16 protein-coding genes are annotated in these 19,945 nt (G+C 40.9%); all 16 read left to right on the forward strand.

Translation table 11 applies throughout. The features are described 5' to 3' along the window. Window positions 1-96: 96 nt before the first annotated feature. The 16 genes from CKW02_RS08375 (at window position 97) to CKW02_RS08455 (ending at window position 19,856) form a co-directional block, all read left to right on the forward strand. Window positions 97-573, forward strand: coding sequence for a MarR family winged helix-turn-helix transcriptional regulator (locus CKW02_RS08375; RefSeq protein ID WP_003212512.1), 477 nt, complete (start codon window positions 97-99; stop codon window positions 571-573). Continuing rightward, entirely contained in the window at window positions 551-3,670 is a 3,120-nt protein-coding gene (locus CKW02_RS08380; protein ID WP_003211918.1) for an MMPL family transporter, read from the forward strand. Before CKW02_RS08375 ends, CKW02_RS08380 begins: the two co-directional genes overlap by 23 nt. Window positions 3,671-3,701: 31 nt before the next feature. Beyond that, window positions 3,702-4,430 (forward strand): elongation factor P 5-aminopentanone reductase, encoded by a 729-nt coding sequence (gene ymfI, locus CKW02_RS08385; RefSeq protein WP_003212491.1) that lies wholly within the window; start codon window positions 3,702-3,704, stop codon window positions 4,428-4,430. 73 nt (window positions 4,431-4,503) lie between these two features. Then, window positions 4,504-4,761 (forward strand): DUF3243 domain-containing protein, encoded by a 258-nt coding sequence (locus CKW02_RS08390; RefSeq protein ID WP_003211590.1) that lies wholly within the window; start codon window positions 4,504-4,506, stop codon window positions 4,759-4,761. 131 nt (window positions 4,762-4,892) lie between these two features. Next, the gene (locus CKW02_RS08395) at window positions 4,893-5,684 is read left to right on the forward strand and encodes a DUF3388 domain-containing protein (RefSeq protein WP_003211480.1); all 792 of its coding nucleotides are present in this window, start codon (window positions 4,893-4,895) and stop codon (window positions 5,682-5,684) included. Window positions 5,685-5,707: 23 nt separating this feature from the next. Then, window positions 5,708-6,619, forward strand: coding sequence for a helix-turn-helix domain-containing protein (locus tag CKW02_RS08400; RefSeq protein ID WP_003212257.1), 912 nt, complete (start codon window positions 5,708-5,710; stop codon window positions 6,617-6,619). A 75-nt stretch (window positions 6,620-6,694) separates the two neighbouring features. Beyond that, complete coding sequence (gene pgsA / locus CKW02_RS08405) at window positions 6,695-7,276, forward strand: CDP-diacylglycerol--glycerol-3-phosphate 3-phosphatidyltransferase (protein ID WP_003211136.1); 582 nt, start codon at window positions 6,695-6,697, stop codon at window positions 7,274-7,276. 16 nt (window positions 7,277-7,292) lie between these two features. Continuing rightward, complete coding sequence (locus CKW02_RS08410; RefSeq protein ID WP_034620034.1) at window positions 7,293-8,543, forward strand: competence/damage-inducible protein A; 1,251 nt, start codon at window positions 7,293-7,295, stop codon at window positions 8,541-8,543. A 176-nt stretch (window positions 8,544-8,719) separates the two neighbouring features. Continuing rightward, complete coding sequence (recA, locus tag CKW02_RS08415) at window positions 8,720-9,760, forward strand: recombinase RecA (RefSeq protein ID WP_003211102.1); 1,041 nt, start codon at window positions 8,720-8,722, stop codon at window positions 9,758-9,760. A gap of 306 nt (window positions 9,761-10,066) precedes the next feature. Further along, window positions 10,067-11,629 (forward strand): ribonuclease Y, encoded by a 1,563-nt coding sequence (gene rny / locus CKW02_RS08420; RefSeq protein WP_003211958.1) that lies wholly within the window; start codon window positions 10,067-10,069, stop codon window positions 11,627-11,629. Window positions 11,630-11,717: 88 nt separating this feature from the next. Then, complete coding sequence (locus CKW02_RS08425) at window positions 11,718-12,512, forward strand: TIGR00282 family metallophosphoesterase (RefSeq protein WP_003212177.1); 795 nt, start codon at window positions 11,718-11,720, stop codon at window positions 12,510-12,512. Window positions 12,513-12,713: 201 nt separating this feature from the next. Beyond that, window positions 12,714-12,974, forward strand: a complete 261-nt coding sequence (gene spoVS / locus CKW02_RS08435; protein WP_003211281.1) for a stage V sporulation protein SpoVS — start codon at window positions 12,714-12,716, stop codon at window positions 12,972-12,974. Between the two features lie 202 nt (window positions 12,975-13,176). Further along, window positions 13,177-16,221, forward strand: a complete 3,045-nt coding sequence (locus tag CKW02_RS08440) for an efflux RND transporter permease subunit (RefSeq protein ID WP_003211082.1) — start codon at window positions 13,177-13,179, stop codon at window positions 16,219-16,221. A gap of 174 nt (window positions 16,222-16,395) precedes the next feature. Continuing rightward, on the forward strand, window positions 16,396-17,463 hold the full coding sequence (gene tdh, locus CKW02_RS08445; protein WP_003211765.1) for an L-threonine 3-dehydrogenase: 1,068 nt from the start codon (window positions 16,396-16,398) through the stop codon (window positions 17,461-17,463). Next, window positions 17,460-18,638: a glycine C-acetyltransferase gene (locus CKW02_RS08450; protein ID WP_003211273.1), complete on the forward strand. Its 1,179-nt coding sequence runs from the start codon at window positions 17,460-17,462 to the stop codon at window positions 18,636-18,638. The genes tdh and CKW02_RS08450 overlap by 4 nt, the downstream gene beginning before the upstream one ends. A gap of 111 nt (window positions 18,639-18,749) precedes the next feature. After that, complete coding sequence (locus CKW02_RS08455) at window positions 18,750-19,856, forward strand: MrcB family domain-containing protein (RefSeq protein ID WP_003211508.1); 1,107 nt, start codon at window positions 18,750-18,752, stop codon at window positions 19,854-19,856. Window positions 19,857-19,945: the final 89 nt, after the last annotated feature.

A 19,945-nucleotide genomic window follows, 5' to 3' on the forward strand; every position in this document is an offset into this window, starting at 1 on the left:
AAGCCTGTGATTTGTGAGGATTTTCATTGACAATCATTTTGTTCATTAGTTAAACTCTTTAATAGTTAAACACTTAAACTAAAAAAGGAGCAGCGTATGGAACAAAATAAAATTGCACAGCTCATTCAGAGATATGCAGACGTCTATCTCATGATGGAAAAAAAGGTATCAAGTATGATCACGGAAAAGCTTGATAAAGAGCTGACACTTGATCAGTATTACTCACTTCGATACATCAATTTACATCCTGGATGTACGTCAACTGACCTTGCAAATGTATGCAATGTGAATAAAAGTGCGGTAACCTCCATGACCAATCGTCTTTTTACAAAAAACTATATTGTCCGTGAGCACGATAAAGCCGATCGAAGAAATGTTCACCTTTACGTCACGCCAGAGGGCAAAGATGTGGTCAGCCGAATGGAAAAGCAGCTTCAGGATCTCGTTCGATCTTATTTTGAAAAGCTGGAAGAAAAAGAAATGGAATCATTTATTCAAACATATGAAAAGATCTATCAAGTAATCATCGAAGAGGAGGCACAAAGTACTAATGAGAGCAATCATAAAGGGTAGATGGCTGATCACGATTTTATGGATCGTATTAGCGGCAGTGTTACTCATCACCGCCCCTAATATGGCGCAATTAACAAAAGAAAAAGGGCAAATTTCAGTACCAGACGGCTATCCGTCCTCATATGCAAATCAGTTATTAAAGAAAATGTCTGAAAACGGTGATACAGAAAAATCAATTGTCATTGTCTTTCAAGAAAAGAACATCGTCAAAGAAAGAGAAACATCTTTAAAAAAGGCAATGGAGATTTTAGAAAAGGACCAAGAGCTACATGTCGAGGACATCACTTCTTATTTTGACGCCAATAAAGATATCAAAAAACAGATGCTCTCTAAAGATCGCACGACGCTCCTTGTTCCAGTTACATATGACTCAAACAAAATCAAAGCTTCCGATTTTAAAGAAAGAGTCAATGAAAAGCTGAAGAGCTTAAATCTAACATATGAAATGACAGGACAGCCGTTAATTGATGATGACGTGATCACAAGCTCGCAAGAAGGTCTGAAGAAAACAGAGTTCATTACGATTGGGTTTATTCTTATCGTTCTTGTCCTTGTCTTTAGATCAGCTGTGGCGCCTTTCGTTCCATTAGTCGCAGTAGCTTTGTCTTACTTGGTGAGTCAATCCATCGTGGCTTATTTAGTCAAATATCTCGACTTCCCGCTCTCGACCTTTACCCAAATTTTCATGGTCGCGATCATGTTTGGAATAGGAACGGACTACTGCATTCTACTTCTCAGCCGCTTTAAAGAAGAAATCGCACACGGTAAAGATAAAATTGAGGCAATTCTCATTACGTATAAAACAGCAGGAAAGACTGTTTTATTCAGCGGAATTGCTGTGCTCATCGGTTTTACATGTATTGGCCTGGCACAGTTTCAGCTCTATAAATCAGCTGTTGCAGTAGCAGTTGGTGTTGCTGTGCTCATTGTGGCGCTTCTCACGATTGTTCCGTTCTTTATGGCGGTTTTAGGAAAAGTGTTATTTTGGCCGATTAAAGGTGATATTGCGCATCCGCAGTCAAAAATGTGGGAAACAGCAGGACGCTTTTCATTTAAAAAACCACTTTTCAGTTTACTAATCGTAGGAGTCATTACGCTTCCTCCCATTCTCATGTATAAAGGAACGCTTTCTTATAATAGCTTAGATGAAATCGGTAATAAATATGAATCAGTCAATGCATTCAATACGATTTCCGACAAATTTGGGCCAGGAGAAGCTCTACCGGCAACGATTGTCGTGAAATCAGCTGATCTGTTAGACAACAATAAAGGGCTGATTGCTGTTGAAAAACTCAGCCGTGCAATTGAACAAACAGATGGCGTAAGTAAAGTGAGAAGTGCGACACGTCCTGTCGGTAAAGGGCTGAGTGATCTATACGTGAAATCACAAGCAAAAGAACTAAATACCGGACTTGATAAAAGTAATGAAGGCTTGAAAAAAATCCAAGATGCACTGACGACAATGAGTCAATCCATTGAGGATCAAACGCCGCAAATCAAATCATCTGGAAAAGGCATTAACAAATTGATTTCTGGTACAGAATCAGTGAAAACAGGCATTCAAAACATCGAAAAATCGTTAAGAGATTTACAAGGCGGAATCGATCAAAACAAAAACGGTGTTGCACAGATTAAAGAAAAAATTAAAGGTGCGAAAAAAGAATTAACGACTCAAGTCGCACAAGTAAATCAGCAAGTGTCGCTGTATAAAAGCATTTCCAAAGAATTAAAGGCAGCATTGGCGCAGGTGGATACGTCCTCCTCTGCCGCAGCGGATGTAAAAGCATTAATCACACAAGCAAATAAACAATTTAGTACACTTGAAAAACAAATTCCGCAAGTGAAAGAAAATCAATCGTATCAAGCCATCAAAGCTTCATATAATGAACTTTCTACGACCTTGCAAGAAGGCGCAAAACAGGCAGACAGCTATGCCAAACAAGCGAAAGAAGCTAGAAAACAGCTTGAAGCAGCGGATGCCTTTATCGCAAAAGCTAGAGAGCAGCAAAACGTTTTGACGAGTCAAATCGATGAACTCATTGCTGGCTTAGATGCAATTGAAACTGGATTGGATAAAACGTCTAAAGGTCAAGGGCAAATAGCTGATAATATGCCAAAGCTTGCAAATGGTGCCGGGCAAGTGATTGATGGTCAAAAACAAATGAAAGAAAAGATTGGCGGTTTTGGTGATGACCTGACCAAACTGACAGATGGGCTGAACAAAAGCGTCGATGGCTTAGAGAAAATTTCAAGCGGATTAATGGGTGCAGGTGACTACTTAGACGAACTGAAAAATGCACCAGATCAAGACATGGCCGGCTGGTTTATCCCAAAAGACGTGCTGAAAAACAAAGCATTCAAGCAAGTGTTTGATTCATACATGTCGGATGACCGCAAGATGACAAAGATTGATGTCATTTTAGAAAAAAATCCATATGGCAACGAAGCCATGTCGACGATCAAACAAGTAGAAGCTTCTGTCGAGCGGGCACTTCCTGAAACGAATTTAAAAGATGCATCATTTGGTGTTTCAGGTGTATCAAGTATGAATGCTGATTTAAAACAGCTGTCAGACCAAGATTTCAATAAGACGGTTCTTTACATGATGATCGGTATTTTCCTCATCCTTGTGATCCTGTTCCGTTCGCTTGTGATGCCGCTGTACTTGGTAGGTTCACTTATTTTGACTTACTTTACAGCTATCGGAATGACAGAATTTATTTTCACTCATTTCTTCGGATATCCGGGCATTAACTGGGCGGTTCCATTCTTTGGATTTGTCATATTAATGGCGCTCGGAGTCGATTATTCGATTTTCTTAATGGAGAGGTTCAATGAATACAAAACAAAAGACATTCAGTTTGCGATGACCGAATCAATGAAGAATATGGGCTCTGTCATTATGTCTGCTGCTGTTATTTTGGCAGGAACATTTGCAGCCATGCTTCCTTCAGGAGTGCTGTCTCTCCTGCAGATTGCAACACTTGTTCTCACAGGACTTTTGCTGTACGCACTCGTTGTGCTACCATTGTTCGTACCTGTGATGGTGAAATTGTTCGGATCAGCGAACTGGTTCCCATTTAAACGAAAAGAATAGATATTTCAAATAGAAAGTAGGAATCCATGTGATGAGTCGTTGGGCGCTGATAACAGGTGCCAGTGGCGGGATTGGGCAGGCTGCGGCAAAAAAGCTTGCCCAGGAAGGCTGCCATGTGATACTCCATTATCACAAAAATGAACAGACAGCCGTTCAGCTTGCCGCTGAGCTGGAAGAAACATGTCATATTCAGACGCATGTCGTTCAAGCGGATTTAGCTAAAACGGGCGGAGCAGATGAGCTCGTCAGCCGTCTGCCTGTATGTCCAGATATTCTTGTATTAAATAGCGGTAAGAGTCATGTCGGATTAGTGACAGATACAGAAAAAGACGTATTAGCCAGTATGGTGCAGCTTCATGTCACAAGTCCATATGAGGTCACCCAGCACCTATTGCCAGCCATGATTCAAAAAAAAGCAGGTCATATTGTTGCGGTAAGCTCAATATGGGGAGAAACAGGTGCATCGTGTGAAGTGCTGTATAGCATGGTAAAGGGGGCGCAAAATGCGTTTATTAAAGGTCTGGCAAAAGAGCTTGCCCCAAGTGGAATTAGAGCAAATGCTGTTTCGCCAGGTGCTGTCCATACAGACATGATGAAAAGCTTCACACAAGAAGATATTGACATGCTGGAGGAAGAAATCCCGCTTGGCCGGCTTGCATCACCTGAGGAGATTGCAGATGTCATTTGGTTTCTCGCCTCAAAGCAGTCAAGTTATATGACAGGTCAAATTTTATCCGTTAATGGAGGCTGGTACTGTTAAATAACGTGTATAATTCGTAACTCCATGACAAAAGCTATGGCTGTAATTCATCTTTTCGAATGGAGGAATCGACATGTCAGTACTTGAGAACTGGGACCATTGGAAAAACTTTTTAGGTGACCGCTTAAATCATGCGCAGGATAAAGGCTTAAAAGATGATACCATCAATAACCTTGCGTATGAAATTGGCGGATATTTAGCTAACGAAGTTGAAGCAAAGAACGAGCAAGAAAGAGTACTTGCTGACCTTTGGAGCGTTGCATCAGAAGATGAGCAGCGCGCAATTGCCAATATGATGGTCAAACTGGTTGAAAATAATAGCTCGCACTAAACAAAAAGAGGGGTCGTTTGTGCCTCTCTTTTTATTTTAACTGTTTCACAACATTGTGCTTTCTAAAAATGTGAAAATGCTTTATGATATAGGAAGGTAAAAATTTGCCACAATGAAGGGGGTAATATCATTTGGCAAAGCTCGAATGGTATTTTGAATATGAGATACAGGTAAACCGTCCCGGACTTTTAGGAGACATTTCATCTCTAATGGGGATGCTTTCAATTAATATTGTGACAATTAATGGTGTTGATGTATCAAGACGCGGAATGCTTCTGCGCTGTGACCATACAGATCAAATTAAGCGCCTTGAATCAATTTTAAATACAATGGAAACGATAAAAGTAACGAAATTAAGACAGCCAAAACTTCGTGACCGCTTAGCGGTTCGTCACGGCAGATATATTCAGCGTGATGCAGATGACAAAAAGACGTTCCGATTTGAAAGGGACGAGCTTGGTCTTCTTGTTGATTTTATGGCTGAGCTATTTAAAAAAGAAGGACATAAATTGATTGGGATTCGCGGGATGCCGCGTGTCGGAAAAACAGAATCAATTGTGGCTTCAAGTGTATGTGCCAGCAAGAGATGGCTTTTTGTATCGTCCACTCTTTTGAAACAGACGATCCGAAGCCAGCTGATTGCGGATGAATACAGCCCAGATAACGTCTTTATTATTGATGGAATTGTGTCGACGCGAAGAGGTTCTGAGAAGCACTTGCAGCTTTTAAGAGAAATTATGAGACTGCCGGCAACAAAAGTAGTTGAGCATCCAGACATCTTTATTCAAAATTCAGAATATACAATGGATGATTTCGACTATATCATTGAATTGCGTAATAGTGCAGACGAAGAGATTACATATGAGCACGCTGAAGAACCACAAGTGTTTGATCATTCTGGTTTTTCTGGCTTCGATTTTTAATATGGTAATGGTAGGTGTTTGTTTTGACTGAATTGGGAAAACGGCTCATTGAGGCCAGAGAGGAAAAAGGGATGTCGCTGGAGGATCTTCAGACGGTGACCAAAATCCAAAAGCGCTACTTGCTAGCAATCGAACAAGGAAACTATGATATTATTCCAGGTAAATTTTACGTCAGAGCATTTATTAAACAATATGCCGAAGCCGTTGGACTAAATCCTGAACAATTGTTCGAAGAATTTCGTAAAGATGTGCCGAGCACGTATAACGATGAAGTATCTGATAAATTATCAAATATTAAGCCGCAAAGAGAGCTGCCTAAGCCTGCCTCGAAGGTGCTTGAGTTGCTGCCGACCATTTTGATTATTGGAGGCGTCCTTGTGGTCATCGCGATCATTTATGTCATCGTGCAGGCGGTCAATCATGATAGCGGACAGAAGAACAACCAGACGGCTCCTCAGCAGTCAGAATCTAAGTATGAAGTATCTGAGGATTCATCTCTTGCCAAGGATCAAAAGAAAAAAGAAAAAGCTTCGTCAGATGATCAAGAAAAATCATCTAAAAAAGATGACTCATCAAAGGATTCATCCAAAGACGATGAAACGGTCTCTTTGAAGGCAGCGAATACAGAAGGCTCAACGACAACGTATGAAGTGTCAGGCGCAGATGAGATGGAGTTAACCATTTCTGCTACAAAAGCTTCTTGGCTGCGCGTCAGAGACGAATCTGGAAAAGTGCTGAAAATGGGTGAACTAAAAGATGGTGAATCGTTTAAAACAGACCTGTCTGAGCTCTCTCAGGTCGATATCCGTCTAGGCAATGCGACTGGAATTGATATTAAGGTGAATGACGAGACACTTAAGTACGAATTAGACCCTAAGAACACCATGACACAAAACATTGTGATTGTGAATAAAGGAAAGGAAAAGTCATCTTAAGCAAGTAGATGACTTTTCTTTTGTTCCTACTATTATATATACATAAAAAAATGGCTTATTGGAGGATTGAAATTCATGTTTAACTTACCGAATAAAATAACTCTTTCTAGGATCGCCTTGATCCCTGTTTTTATGATTATTATGCTTGCACCTTTAGATTGGGGCGTTGCACGTTTTGGTCACGTCAGCATCGAAGTGACGCATCTTGTTGGAGCAATCCTGTTTATTGTTGCTTCGACAACGGACTGGATTGATGGGTACTATGCGCGTAAACTGAACTTAGTGACGAATTTTGGTAAATTTTTAGATCCGCTTGCAGATAAATTGCTTGTTTCAGCTGCTTTAATTATACTTGTTCAGTACAACCTCACGCCGGCATGGATGGCGATTGTGATCATTAGCCGTGAATTTGCTGTAACTGGTCTAAGGCTTGTACTAGCCGGAGGCGGTGAAGTGGTAGCAGCTAATATGCTTGGAAAAGTGAAAACATGGGCGCAAATCATTGCGATTTCAGCTCTTCTATTGCATAACCTGCCGTTCGAACTTGTATCATTCCCGTTTGGTGACCTTGCGATGTGGGTAGCAGTGTTCTTCACTGTTGTGTCAGGCTGGGATTACTTTGTGAAAAACTGGGAAGCTTTAAAGAATGCTAACTAAAAAGGACGTGTACGCTTTGAAGTCAGAGAGAAAAGCAGAAATTATTGCAGTCGGTTCCGAACTTTTGCTAGGGCAAATTACGAATACGAATGCACAATTCATCAGCAAACAGCTGGCTGAAATTGGTGTGAATGTTTATTACCATACAGCAGTTGGTGACAATCCAGAGCGTTTAAAAAGGGCCATTCAAGTGGCGCAGGAAAGATCGAATTTTATTATCTTCTCAGGTGGTCTTGGACCAACGAAAGATGATTTAACAAAAGAAACCATCGCGAGTACGCTTGGAAAAGAGCTCGTGCTAAATGAAGAAGCATTTGAATCCATTCAAGAATACTTTCGAAAGACTGGACGAGACATGTCACCGAATAACCGGAAGCAGGCACTCGTCCTAGAAGGATCTGATGTGCTCGTGAACCGGTTTGGAATGGCTCCAGGTATGTTTATTCAAGAAAACGATACGTTTTATATGCTTCTTCCTGGTCCGCCAAGTGAACTGCATCCAATGTTTGAGAACGAGGCGAAGCCGCTGATATCTGAGAAACTGGATTTGAAGGAAAAAATCGTGTCTGTTGTTCTTCGCTTTTTCGGAATCGGTGAATCACAGCTTGAAACAGACCTAGAAGATTTAATTGATGCTCAAACCAACCCAACGATTGCACCTCTCGCATCTGACGGTGAAGTGACACTTAGGCTCACGGCTAAGCATAAGGATGAAAAAGAAACGGAGCGTCTGTTAAAAGAGACGGAAGCGAAAATTTTAGCGCGTGTAGGAGAGTACTTCTACGGGTATGGTGATACATCACTTGTCCGTGAAGCCTCCAAGGCCTTGCACGAACACGGGAAAACAGTGGCAGCGGCTGAGAGCCTGACAGGAGGAATGTTTTCTGAATGGCTGACAGACCTTGAAGGTGCATCGTCGATTTTAAGCGGCAGTATCGTTTGTTATACAAACCAAGTCAAACAGCAGGTGCTTGGCTGCCGTGAGGAAACATTGTCTTCTCATGGTGCTGTTAGCAAAGAGTGTGCTTTAGAGCTTGCTGAAGGTGCTAGAAAGCTTACGGGAAGTGATATTGGCATTAGCTTTACGGGTGTAGCAGGCCCTGATACCCACGAGGGACAGCCTGTCGGAAAAGTGTTCATCGGGCTATCTACGAAAGACCATACAGACGTGTTTGAATGGATGTTTACAGGAAGCCGGTCGGGCATTCGAAAGCGCGCTGTGAAATACGGACTGCATCACTTGCTCAATTTATTAAAAGAAAGTTAATTTTGTTTTTTGTTAGGTTTACTCCTTTATAAAAGAGTGTTTTTTCTAATAGAAATCACTCTTTTCTTAAAAATCTGCCAAGAAAAAATCGAATATGTGTTCGTTTTTTTCTTGGCAAATGACGTGAAACAAGGTATAGTATAGATAGTGGAATTGATAAAGGAGGAAACAATAGAATGAGTGATCGTCAAGCAGCCTTAGATATGGCTCTTAAACAAATAGAAAAACAGTTTGGTAAAGGCTCTATTATGAAACTAGGAGAGCGAACAGATACACGTATTTCAACAGTACCGAGTGGTTCGTTAGCACTTGATACTGCACTAGGAATAGGTGGATATCCTCGCGGTCGTATTATTGAAGTATATGGTCCAGAGAGTTCTGGTAAAACGACAGTAGCACTTCATGCCATTGCCGAGGTTCAGCAGCAGGGAGGACAAGCTGCATTTATTGATGCAGAGCATGCGCTCGATCCAGTTTATGCTCAAAAACTAGGTGTCAATATTGATGAGTTGTTACTTTCTCAGCCTGATACAGGAGAACAAGCACTTGAAATTGCAGAAGCTCTTGTCCGCAGTGGTGCAGTTGACATTGTTGTTATTGACTCAGTAGCTGCTCTTGTGCCAAAAGCAGAGATTGAAGGAGACATGGGTGATTCACACGTTGGTCTACAAGCACGCTTGATGTCCCAAGCACTTCGTAAACTATCTGGTGCCATTAATAAATCAAAAACCATTGCCATCTTTATTAACCAAATTCGTGAAAAAGTTGGGGTCATGTTCGGTAACCCTGAAACAACGCCAGGTGGACGTGCGCTGAAGTTCTATTCATCTGTTCGTTTAGAAGTGCGCCGTGCTGAACAGCTGAAGCAGGGCAATGACATTATGGGGAATAAAACGAGAATTAAAGTAGTGAAAAACAAAGTAGCACCGCCATTCCGTATTGCAGAAGTAGACATTATGTACGGTGAAGGAATTTCAAAAGAGGGCGAAATCATCGACCTTGGAAGCGAACTAGATATCGTACAAAAGAGCGGTGCTTGGTATTCTTACCAAGAGGAACGTCTTGGACAAGGCCGCGAAAATGCGAAACAGTTCCTTAAAGAAAACAAAGATATTCTTCTCATGATTCAAGAACAAATTAGAGAGCACTACGGTTTGGATACAAACGGAGTGAAAGCAGCTGAAGAAGAAGAAGGTCAAGAGGAATTGGAAATTTAAAGACTAAAAGACGCTGAAAAGCGTCTTTTTTTTACATTTACATGACAGCTAGCAGGTCAAAAGTTCTGTCTTTGCTTGAAATAACGACTTACGCCTCAGTCTGACTAGCTTGACAAGTATTTCCGACACAATTACAATGGAAATGTATCACTTGTTTTTCTTAACATGATTGATAACTAATTTAAACTTGACAAGGGCAGTGAGGATCTCATTCCCTGTGAAGGCCCTGTATGTTGAGACACAAAACAATGTACATGCCGACACTTTATTTGTAAAACCAAGTTCATAGCAAGAGGAGGTGAAAATATGTCGCCTACGATGTTTACGATCATCTCCATTTTGCTGAGCCTAATCTGTTTAGTTGTTGGCTACTTTGTTCGTAAAACCATTGCAGAAGCAAAAATATCCGGCGCAAGAAACATGGCCGAACAAATTGTTGAGGATGCAAAGCGTGATGCGGAAGCATTGAAGAAAGAAGCGCTCTTGGAAGCGAAAGATGAAATTCATTCCTTTCGTGTAGAGGCGGAGCAAGAAGTTCGTGAAAGACGTAATGAGCTTCAAAGACAAGAAAACCGTTTACTTCAAAAAGAGGAAAATCTTGATCGCAAAGATGAATCTTTAGATAAACGGGAGTCCCTGTTGGAGAAGAGAGATCATTCTCTGAATGAACGACAACAACATATTGAAGAGATGGAAAGCAAAGTGGATGATATGATTCGTTTGCAGAAAGCCGAGTTGGAACGTATTTCAAGTTTAACTCGAGATGAAGCGAAACAAATCATTCTGGATCAAGTTGAAAATGAGCTTTCCCACGACATTGCAGTCATGACGAAAGAATCTGAAAACCGAGCGAAAGAAGAGGCTGATAAAAAGGCGAAAAATATTCTTTCACTTGCGTTACAGCGTTGTGCAGCTGATCATGTAGCTGAAACGACGGTATCTGTAGTCAATCTTCCAAATGATGAGATGAAAGGTCGTATTATCGGACGTGAAGGACGAAATATCCGTACGTTAGAAACGTTAACAGGTATTGACTTGATCATAGATGATACACCTGAAGCTGTTATCCTATCGGGCTTTGATCCGATTAGACGTGAAACAGCGAGGATAGCTCTGGACAAGCTAGTCCAGGATGGCCGCATTCATCCTGCACGAATTGAAGAAATGGTGGAAAAATCACGCCGTGAAGTCGATGATTATATCCGTGAGATGGGTGAGCAAACGACATTCGAAGTCGGAGTTCACGGTCTGCATCCGGATCTCATCAAGATTCTCGGTCGCTTAAAATTCCGTACAAGTTATGGACAAAATGTCCTGAAGCATTCAATTGAGGTTGCACATCTTGCAGGTCTCATGGCTTCAGAGCTTGGAGAAGATGCAAAGCTTGCAAAACGAGCAGGTCTTCTGCATGACATTGGAAAAGCCATTGATCATGAAGTAGAAGGAAGCCACGTAGAAATTGGCGTTGAGCTTGCGACGAAATATAAAGAGCATCCTGTTGTCATCAACAGTATTGCCTCTCACCACGGTGACCAAGAACCGACATCTATTATCGCTGTTCTTGTTGCGGCAGCAGATGCATTATCTGCAGCACGCCCTGGTGCACGAAGTGAGACGCTTGAAAATTACATTCGGAGACTTGAGAAATTAGAAGATATCTCTGAATCTTATGAAGGTGTTGAAAAATCGTTTGCGATACAGGCTGGACGTGAAGTACGTATTATGGTGAAGCCGGATTCAATTAATGATCTTGAAGCTCACCGTCTAGCAAGGGATATTCGTAAGCGGATTGAGGACGAGCTCGATTACCCTGGTCACATTAAAGTGACGGTCATTCGAGAAACTCGCGCAGTAGAGTATGCAAAATAGAGCGGTGCGCTTAGCGCCGCTTTATTTTTTTGTGTAAATATGCAACACTGATAAGAAGTCAATTTATAAGAGAAAGGGTTCAAAGCGCATGAAAATATTATTTGTTGGAGATATTGTCGGTTCACCTGGACGAGACACACTGAAAGAATACTTGCCAAAGCTAAAGAAGAAATATCAGCCCCACTTTACCATTGTCAATGGAGAAAATGCTGCTCATGGAAAAGGGATCACTGAAAAAATCTATCATGAACTGCTGCAAGCAGGAGCTGACGTGCTTACAATGGGCAACCATACATGGGATAAAAGAGACATTTTTGATTTCATCGATGACGCAGCCAACATGGTTCGTCCGGCGAACTTCCCAGAAGGTACACCTGGTAAAGGTCTGACGTTTATCAAAAAACAAGGGAAAGAATTAGCCGTCATCAACCTGCAAGGACGTACTTTTTTACCCCCACTTGACTGCCCATTTCAAAAAGTAGACGAGTTAATTGCGGAAGCATCTAAACGTACACCGTTCATTTTTATTGATTTTCATGGTGAAGCCACAAGTGAAAAGCTAGCGATGGGCTGGTATACAGACGGTCGTGCATCATGTGTCGTTGGAACGCATACACATGTTCAAACAGCAGATAACCGCGTTTTGCCAAAAGGAACTGCGTATATTTCAGATGTGGGAATGACAGGACCTTATGATGGCATTTTAGGTGTTGATCGGGAGACGATTATTAAACGATTCAAAACGAGTCTTCCAGTCCGTTTTGAGATTGCGGAAGGACGCACGACATTAAGTGCAGTAATCGTAGAAATTGACGAACAGTCGAAAAAAGCTGTCAAAATTGATCGAATTTTGATAAATGATGACCATATTTTCTTTGAATAAATGTTCACATATTTATTTCAGAAAAATATTAATCAGAAAGAAGGAATATGCGCCCTCTATCGTGAATATAGTAAAAATGGTAGGTAGCCTGCTATTTTTGAAAAACATTTTGGGGATGGATTTTCAAAAAATAGCATCATCTAACAAAGATTGTTCTAATGAACCCTCACTTATCCATTGTAAATTTAAGGGGGAGCAGAAATGGAAATTTTAAAAGTTTCAGCAAAGTCAAATCCGAATTCAGTAGCAGGAGCATTAGCAGGCGTTTTACGTGAACGCGGTGCAGCGGAAATACAAGCAATCGGCGCTGGAGCGCTGAATCAGGCGGTCAAGGCTGTAGCCATAGCAAGGGGATTTGTTGCACCAAGTGGAGTGGATTTGATATGCATTCCAGCTTTTACTGACATTCTTATCGATGGAGAAGAAAGAACAGCCATCAAATTGATTGTTGAGCCACGATAATTCTAATTTTATTATTTTCAACCTGCTTACATCATGTAAGCAGGTTGTTTTTGTTTACCACTATACATTTCTTATATAACATATTCAGTTCATGAAATAGATAAAAATGACATATTAGAGCTTGCATTTTTTCACCATGATGATAAATTAAGATTAAGTTAAAAATACTTCATCAAAAATAAATATTTAAGTAGGTGAAATAATGGTTGAAGCTTTTTTGAAAAGAGGAAAGCTTGTTTTTATTTTATTTTTTATTGTTCTCATTGCTGGCGGCTATTTATTTACGCAGCTTCCTAAGCGAGAACTGCCAGAATTCCAAGCGAATATTGTCACAATTTCCACCGTGTTCCCAGGTGCGGATGCAAAACAGGTGGAAATTGATGTAACCAATAAGCTCGAATCAGCCATATCTGATATCAATGGTGTAGAGAAAACGAGCTCTGTTTCTGCTATTGGTTTTTCAAATATTGTGCTTGAAATTGATGATCAAGCCGACTTTCAAAAGGTGGCAAGTCAAATTAAGAACGAAACCACAAGTGCTGCATCGTCCTTTCCTGACGGAGTGATGGAGCCAGATGTAAAGGATGAGTTCGGCAACGTGCCCGTTGGTTCATACATGATTGTGTCCAGTAAGTCATCAGACTTAGCAAAAAGTCAGGAATCGCTGCGTGCGTTGAAGGAAAAGGTTGAGGACATCAAAGGGGTAGACAGTGTCGTCATCAAAGGATTCAATGACAAGCAAGCGGTATTAAACTTAGATTCAAGCAAACTGGAGGAAGAAGGGTTAAATGTAACGGATGTCACAAATGCCATCAATCAGGAGTTTGACACATCTCCACTAGGCGACATTCGGGCAGGCGGCGATAAGGTCAAGCTGTCCATCAATACCTACGACCGTTTGAATCAAGTGAAAAAGCTTGAGCTTTTCTCCAAAACGAACCGTGAACCGGTCACAATCAGTCAGCTTGGCAGCTTAAAAGAAGTAGAAAAAGAGAAAAGTGACATTGTGTCGTATAACGGAGAGCCTGCCTATTCATTTACAGTCAATATCAAACCAGGGCTTGATATCCCTAAAATGTATAACAAAGTAAGTGATGTTATTGAGAAAGAGAAAGAGCTTCCAAGTGATGTCGAGTGGGTAAACTACTATTCACAAAAAAGTGAAGTGGATGCCATTTTTAATGATTTGATAAAAGAAGCCATTGTTGCGGTCATCGCTGTTATTGTGGTCACCACACTTGGTCTGACCATTGGCGGTGCGTTCATCGTTTCACTTGCCATCCCATTATCAATCACAATCGGAACGATTCCGCTGCCATTTTTACAAGTGGACCTCAATCAGATATCGATTATCGGCTTTATCATTGCCCTAGGGATACTTGTCGATGATGCCATTGTCGTCAACGATAATATTTTAAGGCAGATGAAAAAATATGAAAGTCCGCTGAAAGGAACGATTGCAGGTGTCAAAGAAGTGGCAGGGTCTATTTTGACATCAACACTTGCGGTTGTGTTTGCTTTCTTGCCACTTGTTTTCCTATCAGGTGCAAACGGTTCATTTATACGAGCATTACCGTCTGTCCTCGTAACGACTGTACTTGCGTCTATGGTGATTTCTCTGACGCTAGTGCCAGTGTATCAATATACCGTGAACCGAAAAAGACAGAAAAAGAAAATTCAAAAGGAGCCAGGATTCCTAGGCAAACCGTTAAAAAAATTAGCTGATTTTTATGCAGACCGTGTGCTGACGAACATTGTGAAGCGTCCGCTGCTTATTGGCTTAAGTGGTTTGCTTGTTGCAACGCTTGCCTTTTTACTGATTTTCGTCACACCATTTGAATTTTTCCCTGCAGCGAATAAGAAAGAAGTGGTTGTCACTGTCACACTTCCAAGTGAAACAACATTAGACAAAACAAATGAAACATTAGAGAAAATAGAACAAGAGATGAAACAGCAGAAAGGCATTGAAGAGACGGCGATCTTTGCAGGCGGCGGTGTACCGAACCTGTTTAATGAAAGTATCTCAAATGCAAGTGATCATACTGGTCAGGTTGTCGTGAGAGTAGACAATGATCAGATGACGAGTAAACAATTGATCGATCGTATGACAGAGCCATTGCGTAAGAAATTTAAAGATGCTGATATCTTTATGAAAACCATTGTTCAAGGACCGCCAACTGGTGCACCTGTGACAGTAACCATTGCGGGTGACTCTTTTGCAAAGCTCATTGATGTCAAAGAAACGCTCACAAGTGAAATGAAAGAAAAAGGAGCGAGCTTGATCACTGACGATGTCAATCAGCCGGTAAAAACGATCTCCTTTGAACTAAACCGTGACCGAATGGCAGAGGATGGCCTCAGCGCTCAGCTTGTCAGCAGACAGCTCGGTCTTGTGACAGAAGGCATGCCATTAGGCAGCTTTAAACAAGGAACAAAAGATATCGATTTAGTGGTCAAACAGGATGTAGGTACACATCAAAATGGATTAAAGCTAAAAGAAATAAAAGTGCCTGTTAATTCAAATGAAGGCGGTATGCCTTCACTCGAGCCACTTAGCCGATATGTAAAAGAAAAAGAAACAGAGCAGTACGAAAGCATTCCACATGAAAATGGAATTCCGACCATTACGCTGAAGGCGTACCCTGGCACGTCAGAGTCGTTTAAAGGCGACATGAAAGAAGTCGTCGATCAAGTAGGAAAAACAGATGCAGCGAAGGATCTAGCTATTTCTCAAGGCGGAGAAAATGAAGATCAAACCAAGTTCTTTATTGAAATTAGTCTCTTATTTGGGGTTGTCTTGCTTCTCATTTATGTGACCATCGCTTTCCAGTTCAATTCATTGATGCTTCCACTATTAGTTCTAGGAACGGTTTACTTAGCGATATCTGGAGCTGTTATCGGACTATTTGTCACAAAAACGCCGTTCAGCTTTATGGCAACAATGGGAATTGTCTCATTAGCTGGTATCGTGGTCCGAAATGCGGTTGTCTTGTTCGAATTTATTGAGCAGCGGCGTAAGCAGGGATTCGATCAACAGACAGCTGTCATTGAAGCGGGAAGAGCAAGGATTAGGCCAATTTTACTAACAGCATTTACGGCACTTGTTGCCCTAATGCCTGTAGCATTAAGTAATGATCCGCTCTTTAAGCCGCTGGCAATCTGCATTGTATCGGGTGTCTTTTTCTCAACAATTTTGACACTATTAATTGTGCCAGCCTTATATATTGCCGTTTCAAAAAGACGGTGAATCAAAAAGTAAATCTCCTTTTCTATGGGGATTTGCTTTTTTTTTAGAAAAATATCCAAAAAAATATGTGGAGTGTTCATTTGTCTTTTTGCAGTAGACAATGGTATTTACGACGAAAATAAGACGTGTTAAAATCTCATTGGGAGAAGTTTTTTAACAAAGGGGTTGTACGTCATGTGTGGAACGATGAAAGCAATTGTTAAAAAAGAAAGCGCTTACGGAGCGGTGCTGATGGAGATGCCGATTCCAGAAATCAATGATCATGAAGTATTGATTCAGGTGAAAGCCACTTCGATATGCGGAACAGACGTGCATATTTACAATTGGGATGACTGGGCAAAGGGAAGAGTTAAAGCGCCCTACATTTTTGGACATGAATTTACAGGGGAAGTTGTCAAGACGGGGAAACAAGTCTCACGTGCAAAAGTAGGGGATTTTGTATCGGCAGAGACACATGTTGTATGTAATCAGTGCTCTATGTGTTTAACAGGTCAACAGCACTTGTGCAATGAAACGAAAATTTTAGGAGTAGACATTGACGGCTGTTTTGCTGAATATGTCAAAGTACCTGAACAAAATGTGTGGCACAATCCAGCTCAAATGCCAGTAGAGCTTGCGTCTATTCAAGAGCCGCTTGGCAATGCGGTTCATACAGTGCTGCACACACCTGTTTCAGGTAAGTCAGTGGCGATTTTTGGCTGCGGACCAATCGGTTTAATGGCGATCGCCGTCGCGAAAGCTTCCGGTGCTGTCCAAGTGTTTGCTGTCGATCAAAACGAATACAGGCTGAATCTTGCCCGGGAAATGGGAGCAGACCATATCGTGGATATTGGAAAAGATGATCCTGTTGAGGTGATTAAGCAGTTCACGCGGATGGAGGGGGCAGATGTGATATGCGAGATGTCAGGACATCCAGTTGCCATTAATCAAGCTCTCGAAGCTTGTGCAAATGGAGGGAAAATCAATATACTAAGCTTGCCAGAACGACCAGTGACAATTGACATTACGAATCAAATTGTTTTTAGGGGATTAACCGTGCAAGGGATCACGGGGAGAAAAATGTTTGAAACGTGGCGTCAAGTATCTGAGTTATTAAGAACAAATACCATCGATGTCAAGCCAGTTGTCACCCATACACTACCATTTGAACAGTTCGAAAAGGGATTTGAACTCATGAGAAATGGGATGTGCGGAAAGGTCGTACTGATGATGCCATCAAATCAAAGGGGGAAGAAAGGATGAAAGAATTCACGTATTTACAAGATGAACTGGAAACAATGAAGCAGCAAGGCACTCACCAAACATTGAAAGAGATTGACTCAAAACAATCATCCACTGTGACATTAAATGAACAACCTGTCATACAGCTCTCCTCAAATAACTACTTAGGCCTCACCTCACATCCAAGGCTGATGAAAGCGGCAAAAGAGGCCATTGATGAATTCGGTGCTGGTACGGGGTCGGTACGAACGATCGCTGGCACAATGACGATGCACGAACGTCTTGAAAAAAAGCTCGCTGCATTTAAAAAGACCGAGGCAGCCCTTGTATTCCAATCAGGCTTTACGACCAATCAAGGGGTCTTATCAAGTATCCTGACAAAAGATGATATTGTGATTTCAGATGAACTGAATCATGCCTCAATCATTGACGGCATTCGGTTAACAAAAGCAGATAAAAAAGTATATGGTCATTCCAATATGGAAGAGCTTGAGAAAATTTTAAAGAAATCTATGAATTACCGCGTTCGTCTCATCGTCACAGACGGTGTGTTCTCGATGGATGGAGATATTGCGCCACTTCCTGAGATTGTCAGGCTCGCAGAAGCATATGATGCATTTGTGATGGTAGACGATGCACATGCCTCGGGCGTGCTTGGTGAAAATGGCCGCGGGACAGTCAACCATTTTAAACTCGACGGCAGAGTGCATATTCAGGTTGGGACACTTAGTAAGGCTGTCGGAGTGCTCGGCGGCTATGTAGCGGGATCAGCCGTTTTGATTGATTATTTAAAGCATAAAGCAAGACCGTTTTTATTCAGCACCTCACATCCGCCAGCTGTGACTAGAGCGTGTGAAGAAGCGATTGAAGTGCTGTTAGACGAACCAGAGCGAATTAGCACGCTCTGGGAAAACGCCGCCTATTTCAAAGAAAAAGTCGTCAGCCTTGGATTTCAAGTTGCTCCGACAGAAACACCCATTATTCCAATTATGATTGGAGACGAAGCTCTTACGTTTCGCTTTTCAAAGGCTTTAATAGACCGAGGCGTGTTTGCCCAGGGCATCGCTTTCCCAACTGTAGCAAAAGGAAAAGCGAGAATTAGAGCCATCATCACAGCAGAGCACACAAAAGAAGAGCTTGACCGTGCACTGACGATCATCGAAGAAGAAGCAAAAAAACTGAACATACTTGATTGAGAGAGCGCAGGCTCTCTTTTTTTTGCACTATTCTTTCCATATTTCATCAAATCTACCGTTTGTTATGTATAATGTATGTAAAAAGATCTATTGAGGTAAGTGGTGAGACAAATGTTATTTAATAAAGAAAATTTTTATGAGCAATTTTTAGATTATAAGAACAAAGGGAGAACAGATAAGAATCACCCTTTTCACAACATGTTTAATAAAGAAATCCCAAACAACATTCGTTATGAATTAGAAAAACGTCATATGAGGAATTTGGATAGGATCGATATTAAAGCATCTACAGGAAATGGAAAAGTTGCAGAATCTATTTGGATAGCATTTCTAGATCAGCTATTAACAAAGAATCAAAAAACTAATAAAACAACAACACAAAAAGGATTATATATAGTTATTTTATTCGCTAATAACGGCAAAGACTTTTATTTATCGATTGGATTAGGTACTGAAAATTTATCTCTCAAAAAGATTAAATATGAAGCCGAAGTTTGGCGAGAACGACTAATACCACAATTGGAGAGTAGTCCTAATTTAAAAGGATTTGAAATAGGTGATTTTTACCTAGGAGAATCTGATAGGCCAATAAAGTACGCAGCAGGTTCATTGGTTTTTAAAAGGTATAATATCAATACATTTAATCAACAAAGATTTTTAAAGGATATATATAACTTGAATGAATTCTTTTACGATTTTATTTTCGAAATTTATTCGAGTCCTGATCTTTTTATAGACACAAAAATTAAAAAGAGTATAAAACGAAAAAGAATCATTCATAGAGATGTTTATAAACAATTAAGAGAAGAAAGAGCAAAGCAAAACGAAGAGACAGGTAGAATAGCAGAGAAATTTGTTTATCGTAAGGAAGTAGAGCAATTAAAAGCAGTGGGTCGGGAACAATTAGCGGAAGCTGTCGATTGGGTGGCTGAGACGGAAGATGGTCATGGATTTGATATCAAATCTTATTACCCCGATGGAAAAGAGAAGCTCATAGAAGTAAAAGGATCTAAACTGACTCACCAAGACTTTCCATTCTTCTTATCTGAACAAGAAAGAATGGTAGCAGAAGAGGAAAAAGAATCATATGTGATTACTTTAGTTGAGAGTGTCGGGACACAGCATATGAAGATTGTCAAAGAAATACAAAACCCTTTAGGTAAAGACGATCTACATCTGAAACCTACTCAATATTCATGCAAAATTCGTGTGGATTGAAAAGTGGTGGCACGTATGAATTTATTTTCAATTCATCACAAAATAGTCTATACTGTAGGGTGGAGCTTGGTTTGAAAGGAGTACAAATT

Source organism: Bacillus pumilus (genome assembly GCF_900186955.1).
Taxonomy (GTDB): Bacteria; Bacillota; Bacilli; order Bacillales; family Bacillaceae; genus Bacillus; species Bacillus pumilus.

What these genes read in the sequence shown, in the direction of transcription:
- recA (WP_003211102.1), top strand. Translation starts at nt 8,720, where the DNA reads ATGAGTGATCGTCAAGCAGCCTTAGATATGGCTCTTAAACAAATAGAA.
- CKW02_RS08455 (WP_003211508.1), top strand. Translation starts at nt 18,750, where the DNA reads ATGTTATTTAATAAAGAAAATTTTTATGAGCAATTTTTAGATTATAAG.
- CKW02_RS08450 (WP_003211273.1), top strand. Translation starts at nt 17,460, where the DNA reads ATGAAAGAATTCACGTATTTACAAGATGAACTGGAAACAATGAAGCAG.
- ymfI (WP_003212491.1), top strand. Translation starts at nt 3,702, where the DNA reads ATGAGTCGTTGGGCGCTGATAACAGGTGCCAGTGGCGGGATTGGGCAG.
- rny (WP_003211958.1), top strand. Translation starts at nt 10,067, where the DNA reads ATGTCGCCTACGATGTTTACGATCATCTCCATTTTGCTGAGCCTAATC.
- spoVS (WP_003211281.1), top strand. Translation starts at nt 12,714, where the DNA reads ATGGAAATTTTAAAAGTTTCAGCAAAGTCAAATCCGAATTCAGTAGCA.
- tdh (WP_003211765.1), top strand. Translation starts at nt 16,396, where the DNA reads ATGTGTGGAACGATGAAAGCAATTGTTAAAAAAGAAAGCGCTTACGGA.
- CKW02_RS08375 (WP_003212512.1), top strand. Translation starts at nt 97, where the DNA reads ATGGAACAAAATAAAATTGCACAGCTCATTCAGAGATATGCAGACGTC.
- CKW02_RS08425 (WP_003212177.1), top strand. Translation starts at nt 11,718, where the DNA reads ATGAAAATATTATTTGTTGGAGATATTGTCGGTTCACCTGGACGAGAC.
- pgsA (WP_003211136.1), top strand. Translation starts at nt 6,695, where the DNA reads ATGTTTAACTTACCGAATAAAATAACTCTTTCTAGGATCGCCTTGATC.
- CKW02_RS08380 (WP_003211918.1), top strand. Translation starts at nt 551, where the DNA reads ATGAGAGCAATCATAAAGGGTAGATGGCTGATCACGATTTTATGGATC.
- CKW02_RS08440 (WP_003211082.1), top strand. Translation starts at nt 13,177, where the DNA reads ATGGTTGAAGCTTTTTTGAAAAGAGGAAAGCTTGTTTTTATTTTATTT.
- CKW02_RS08390 (WP_003211590.1), top strand. Translation starts at nt 4,504, where the DNA reads ATGTCAGTACTTGAGAACTGGGACCATTGGAAAAACTTTTTAGGTGAC.